This is a genomic window from Endozoicomonas acroporae, from assembly GCF_002864045.1.
GTDB classification, from domain to species: Bacteria; Pseudomonadota; Gammaproteobacteria; order Pseudomonadales; family Endozoicomonadaceae; genus Endozoicomonas; species Endozoicomonas acroporae.
On sequence record NZ_PJPV01000276.1, the window covers coordinates 1 to 1,805 of the forward strand.

Genomic DNA, 1,805 nt, shown 5'->3' on the forward strand with positions numbered 1-1,805 from the left:
GCTTAAGTTGAGGCGACAACTATGTTGACAAACACCGTAGGCGGGTATACCAAACTCCAGGGGGAATTGCAGAAAATCATTATGAGCCAGGTCATAAAAGCCCCGCCAGCTACCATCGTGATAAGCAGGTAACGTCGTGTAAAACGAACCGCCACCGGAACCGGTCAGACCATAATCACCAATGGCATCCAGCGTTACTTCTGCTACGTTGGGCCGGGTTTCCCGTTCCATAGAAGTTTGTTCAAGGCGTTCCACCACCTTCTCCAGGCCAAACCACTGGCTGACAATGGCAGTATCAATCACCAGCAAACTGACAAACAGCACCACCATACCCCGGCTCAGCTGCTTACGACAGATAACGTACAAAAAGCCGGTAATCATCAAACTGGAGAAAAACGCGGTATTGCCCATACGGGAGCGGGAGAGCACCATACCGATCACCATAATGGCCAGTCCGGTCCGGAGGATAACCTTATTACTCATCAGGGTTTTCAGGGTGCGGTGCAGCCACTCGTGCCAGTCACGGGAGGGGCGTTCATTAAGCTGGGCAATCAGCAGGCCCATCCCTGCCGCCAGGGTCATCTCCATACAACCGGCAAAGCTGTTGCGGTTTACAAAGGTTCCGGTAGCCACACCAAAGTAAGAGGGCTTATCCTGAAACAGCAGCACTTCCAGACCGGAGAGGGTACTTAACGAACCAAACACCGCCTGAAAAATACCGGAAATCACCAGCACCCAGGCAAAGGTTCTCAACTTCTCGGGCCGGTCGATCAGCAGCAGACACAGACAAAACAGCAGATAATAGGCCAGCGACAGTAACGCCGTAACCTGGGTAGCGAAAGGGTCAAGAGAGAGGGGAAGCAAATCTGGCAGGGGCAACCCCAGTGCCAGATAAGCCTGAGAATGAATATCCCAGGCATGGGGGGAGAGTACCTTTACCCAATCCACGGGTAACGGCATCTGTTGTATAAACAGCCAGCAGGTGACCAGAATAAATCCCAGGTGAAACCAGCGGGCCTTTTGAAAGGCAAGAGTTACCGGCAGCCGGTTCAGGGCATAACCCAGCAACCAGAATAACGCCAGCCCGTAGACCAGCATCACCAAAATCCCCATCGCCCACTCGGGCTTGCTGCCTTCAGGCAAAGGCAGCCAGAACATCACCGCCAACAGCGGCCAGAACAGTGCTTTTTTCATTTTTTTGAACCACAAAGGCACAAAGACACAAAGGTTTTTCTATATTTGGTCTTTCGAACTAATAAATATGAGAATTGATATGAAGGAAGAATCTGATCAACTATCTTCGGTGATCATTGGCGCAGCCATTGAAGTTCACCGGCATCTTGGCTCCGGGTTATTGGAAAACACGTATGAGCGGGCGCTTATATTTGAGCTTGAGCAAAAAGGCCTGGAGCTAAAAAGTCAGGAGGCAGTTCCCGTTATCTACAAAGGGCACAGCCTGGGAACTGATTATAAGCTCGACCTGTTGGTGAATGACCTCGTTATTGTGGAACTGAAGGCTGTAGAAAAAGTACTACCGATCCATAAGGCACAGTTACTCACCTATCTCAAATTGAAAAAACGTTGGCTTGGGTTGCTCATTAACTTCAATGAACCTGTTTTAAAGCAGGGCGTGGTGCGGGTTGTGAATTAAAAGCCTTTTCACCACAAAGGCACAAAGACACAAAGTTTTTTTGGGGTTTGCCAGCGCTACGCGCTGCAAACAAAAGAAAGTCTTCCTTTGTGTCTTTGTGCCTTTGTGGTTCAAAAACGGTGTTTGTCAACATAGTTGTCGCCTCAACTTAAGC

General features: G+C 49.6%; 2 protein-coding genes. One reads left to right on the forward strand and one right to left on the reverse strand.

Annotated features, from left to right (window positions below):
- A partial coding sequence (locus CX664_RS25135) for an O-antigen ligase family protein (protein WP_101749315.1) occupies positions 1–1,194 on the reverse strand: 1,194 nt, incomplete at its 3' end.
- Between the two features lie 79 nt (positions 1,195–1,273).
- Here CX664_RS25135 and CX664_RS25140 point away from each other — a divergent pair.
- Entirely contained in the window at positions 1,274–1,651 is a 378-nt protein-coding gene (locus CX664_RS25140) for a GxxExxY protein (protein ID WP_101749316.1), read from the forward strand.
- Positions 1,652–1,805: the final 154 nt, after the last annotated feature.